Below are 4,211 nucleotides of genomic sequence, written 5' to 3' on the forward strand. Positions count from 1 at the left end.
GGATGCCGAGCTCCCGGCGGTGTCGGCGCAGCTTGGCGGACAGGAAGCGAAAGGCAGAGCTGGACACGTCGACGGCGGACGGGTAGACAAGCACAGGAAGCCTCTGGTGGAGACGGATTTCTTGGCCGAAAACCCACCTACCAGGGGCTTCACCTGTCTGTCAGGCCAACTGGCCAGTCAGCCCAGGAGGTTGAAAAAAGCTCATTGGCTTCCCCCTCGAGATGAAGGAGGTTCAATAACGAGTGCACAATCTTGCCCGTTCTGCACGCATCTGATGCTTGAGGCGTGTTCCGACCATCGCAGTACAGAGCTTTCATTGAAAGAGGGCCGCCTTCCTTCGATCAATGGAGCGGGCCCTGACGGATGAACAGCGCTGTTGCTCGACGAGTCCCTTTGCTGCGGCGTATGGCTATGAAAGAAGAATCTCGATGGCTCCAGTTTCAGTTATCTCGGGGCAGGGTGTGTGTCTGCCCGAGCCCGTAGCAACGAATATAGATGCGGCGATCCCGTGGGACATCTCGAACACATCAATCCGCTCCCATACGGGCATCGAGGAGCGGCAGGTGATCGAGAGGCTTTGGAGAAGGGGTGAGCTGCCCGTGGCAGCGGGCCGTGCTGCGCTGATGTCGGCCGGGGCGAATGCTGATTTTGTACTGCTGACGACGACGCCTGATCATCCGTGTCCGGAGACCGCGCCGGAGGTGGCCCACCGTCTCGGGCTGAACGGTGTACCAGCGCTGGACACGTCGGCAGTGTGCTCGGGATTTCTCTACGTTTTGGCCGTGTCCCATGCCCTCATAAACTACCGAGCATGCTGCCGCCCGCTTGAGATCGGCGCCAGGAGTACACATCGATCATCGATCCGCGGAACGGCACACTGCGGCCATCTTGGGCAACGGAGCCGAGGTAGTCCTGCTACGTGCGGGACACGGCGCTGAGCCCAGGGCGACTCGGGAATTCTACCTTGGCAGTGACAGTGCCGGCTGGATGCCAGTAGCTGTGGACCCGCGCTATTCCCGTGCCAACAGCGGGGGATCCGCGTGAACGACGCTACTGTGCCGCTGGTCAGCCTGGTCTGTGCGGGCCTTTATGGGTCACTGGGCTGACAAGCGCATTTTCGACACGGTGGGCCAGCCTGGATATTGATCCCTCGTATCAGTTCGCCCTCGTCCGCAGTAACAGGCCACACGTGAGACAATGTGATGATATCAGTCACCCTTCGGGGATCGAGAAGTACGCGCGCGCCCCACGGCGTGGGGTCCAAGCACTTATCAATGCACTCGGCGTGAGCATTCTGGGTATCTACCGGTGCAGGCGCCCTTCGGCACCATGCAATCCGCGAAGAAAGCCCCAGCTAACGCGGGTCGGCGCCGGGCACTTGACCTGGCTCTGGTCGGCCTGCCTCCCGCAGTGAATGGCGAAATTAACAGATCGACATGTCTCCCGATATTTCGATTGGGGTGCCGCAACGCCTGCGAACACCTCATTTCGGTTAAGTAGCTATGGGGTCGAAATGACTGAAGAGCTCTGGCGCAAGGATGCCCACGAATTGGCGCGATTAATCCGTTCACGTGAGATCTCCGCTGTTGAGGTGATCGAAGCCCACTTGCATCGCATCGAAGAGGTCAATCCGGCCCTTAACGCGGTAGTCGACACCTTGCGGGACCGAGCCCTGGACGAGGCGAGGGCCGCCGACGAGCGGACCGCGGCTGGTGAATCCCACCTGGGTGCACTTCATGGCGTGCCAGTGACCATCAAAGAAAACGTCGACGTCGCCGGCACTGCAACCACCCATGGTATCCCTGCCCTGGCTCACGCCATCGCATCGCACGACGCACCCGCTGTTGAGCGGTTGCGAGCGGCCGGCGCCATCGTCCTGGGGCGCACGAATCTTCCCGACATGGCCTTGCGTATCCACACCGACAGCAGCCTGCGAGGCCTGACACGCAACCCGTGGCATCCCGGCCGCACCGCGGGCGGCTCATCCGGAGGAGAAGCGGCAGCTCTGGCCTCGGGAATGACGCCATTGGGGATTGGGAATGACATCGGCGGATCCCTCCGTAATCCGGCCCATTGCTGCGGCGTCTCCGCCGTCAAGCCGACTCAGGGGCGTGTCCCGCACGCTACGGTCATCGAACCTGAAGATGGCCCCCTGTCGCTCCAGATGATGCAGACCAACGGTGTCATGGCGCGCCGGGTCGCCGACCTAAGTCTCGGTCTCGGCGTGATCGCAGGTGCTCACCACCGTGACCCGGGTTCTGTTCCCGTCCCCCTGAAAGCCCCCGGGCAACCTCCAACAGCCAGTCGTGTAGCGCTACTTGCCGAACCGCCGGGAGGCACGACCGACGCGGGGATCGCGACCATTGTGCGTCAGGCTGGGGAGCACCTCGAGTCGGCGGGGTACGTCGTCGACGAACTCTCGCCGCCCGACTACATGGCCGCGATCGAACTCTGGCGCCGGTTCCTGTTCACCGAGATCCGCGCAATGCAGCCCCTTCTCGAACAGGTCATGGGCGACGACGGGCGACGCTTCCTCGACTGCGCGCTCGCCCACGAACCGGTTCTCGATCTGGAGGCATACGTCGAGCTGTTCGTTCACAGGCGCCGTGTGGCACGGGCGTGGCTCGAGTTCCTGCAGACCTACCCCATCATCGTAACGCCTGTCTGGTCGCAGCCAGCTTTCCCGCACGGCTGGGACGCCGAGACACCCACCCAGGCCCAAGCTGCCATGGAACTGCTTCGCCCGGTCATGCCGGCCAACCTTCTCGGCCTGCCGGCAGTGACAACCCCAGCGGGTCTCATGGCAGGTATGCCCGTCGGCGTTCAGTGCATCGCAGCGCCGTTTCGCGAAGACCTCGCGCTTTCCACTGCGGCTGTCATCGAAGCAGCCGTGGGCCGACTCACACCAGTTGACCCGTTCGTCAACAACACGGAAGACGTGACAGCGCCGCAGTGACCTTCCCCTCGTAGCGTGAAGGTGTGAGGAAGGGGAAGTTGGGGGTCATGGGTGGGAAGCGACGGTCGTATGACGCGCCGTTCCTGAGGGTGCGGTACGGATCGTGTTGGAGACCGGGAAGTCCGCGGCGGAGGTCGCGCGGGATCTGGGCGTGCATGAGGGCACGCTGCAGACTTGGGTTCACCGGGCCAAGGTCCGCGCGGCCGCCGAGGCCGCGGGCGGGCTGGACGAGTCAGAGCGCGAGGAACTACGCAGGCTGCGTGAGGAGAACAAGCAGCTGCGCAGGAAGAACAGTCAGATCGGGATGGACCGCGATGTCCTCAAGCGTTCCGTGGTCCTCTGGGTGAAGGAGGCGACGAAGTGACGGTTGCGGGCTTCATCGCCGACCAGCGGACCGAGTATCACGTCCCGCACGTCGTTTCCTGCCGGGCGCTGGAGGTGTCCGAGTCCTGGTTCTACAAGTGGCGCCGCCGCCCGTCGGAGCCGACGAAACGCGAGGTCAGACGGGCCGCACTGGCCGAGCGGATCACCCACTTCTTCAACGCGTCGGGGCGGACGTACGGCTCGCCGAGGATCACGCTGGACCTTTGGGCCGAGGGCTGGCAGGTGTCGCAGAACACCGTCGCCGAGATCATGGCCGCGCTCGGCCTGCAGGGCCGCAAGCCCCCGCGCCGGCGCAAGAGCCTGACCAGGGCAAACGGAAGGTGGCTCGTGCCCTGGTGCGCCGCCACTTCGACGCGATCGCTCCGGACGTCTTGTGGTGGGGCGATATGACCGAGGTCGAGACCGGTGAGGGCAAGCTCTACCTCGCGTCCGTCCACGACGCGTTCTTCGCGCCGGGTACTCGGCTACGCGATGGGCGACAGGCACGATGCGGCCCTGGTCAGCGCGTCACTGCAGATGGCCGCCGCCACCCGCGGCGGCACCGTGGACCAGGCCCGCCGCCGGCGCTCCACCGACCGCACACTCACCCGCAGATCCTTCGCGATCACCCCGGTCTTCTCACCCGCCGCGAACCGCTCGCCGGCCTGAAGCCAGATCCCCTCACGAAACGCCCGCCGCTCAGCGGTCAGGCCCTCAACCTCCGGATACCTCACCCCACCGGCATACCGCAGGGATCATGAACCGCCACCACCCGACGACGACCCGAAAGCCTCAGGGAGCCTTTTCCAACCTCACTTTGAGCTGGGCAGGAGCAGGGTGAGTACTGCCTGGACGAAGCTCGTGATGCGAGTGGTCGAGCAGCGGAGCTTGC

At 64.2% G+C, this 4,211-nt stretch carries 4 protein-coding genes and 1 pseudogene; 4 read left to right on the top strand and 1 reads right to left on the bottom strand.

The genetic code is table 11. The annotated features are described in order from the left end of the window. A pseudogene (locus ABZ624_RS42145) lies at positions 1 to 94 on the bottom strand (IS5/IS1182 family transposase); the annotation flags it as partial. 1,419 nt (positions 95 to 1,513) lie between these two features. Here ABZ624_RS42145 and ABZ624_RS42150 point away from each other — a divergent pair. From ABZ624_RS42150 to ABZ624_RS42165, 4 genes are all read left to right on the top strand, one after another. Continuing rightward, positions 1,514 to 2,956 carry an amidase gene (locus tag ABZ624_RS42150; RefSeq protein ID WP_360100907.1) on the top strand — a complete coding sequence of 481 codons (1,443 nt, stop codon included), beginning with the start codon at positions 1,514 to 1,516 and terminating at the stop codon, positions 2,954 to 2,956. A gap of 103 nt (positions 2,957 to 3,059) precedes the next feature. Then, the gene (locus ABZ624_RS42155) at positions 3,060 to 3,320 is read left to right on the top strand and encodes a transposase (protein WP_360100910.1); all 261 of its coding nucleotides are present in this window, start codon (positions 3,060 to 3,062) and stop codon (positions 3,318 to 3,320) included. After that, on the top strand, positions 3,317 to 3,730 hold the full coding sequence (locus tag ABZ624_RS42160) for an IS3 family transposase (protein WP_360100913.1): 414 nt from the start codon (positions 3,317 to 3,319) through the stop codon (positions 3,728 to 3,730). The genes ABZ624_RS42155 and ABZ624_RS42160 overlap by 4 nt, the downstream gene beginning before the upstream one ends. A gap of 81 nt (positions 3,731 to 3,811) precedes the next feature. Next, complete coding sequence (locus tag ABZ624_RS42165) at positions 3,812 to 3,988, top strand: hypothetical protein (protein WP_360100916.1); 177 nt, start codon at positions 3,812 to 3,814, stop codon at positions 3,986 to 3,988. The last annotated feature ends 223 nt before the right edge of the window (positions 3,989 to 4,211 follow it).

The organism is Streptomyces sp. NPDC007205 (genome assembly GCF_040634095.1).
Classification (GTDB): domain Bacteria; phylum Actinomycetota; class Actinomycetes; order Streptomycetales; family Streptomycetaceae; genus Streptomyces.

What these genes read in the sequence shown, in the direction of transcription:
- ABZ624_RS42150 (WP_360100907.1), top strand. Translation starts at nt 1,514, where the DNA reads ATGACTGAAGAGCTCTGGCGCAAGGATGCCCACGAATTGGCGCGATTA.
- ABZ624_RS42165 (WP_360100916.1), top strand. Translation starts at nt 3,812, where the DNA reads ATGGGCGACAGGCACGATGCGGCCCTGGTCAGCGCGTCACTGCAGATG.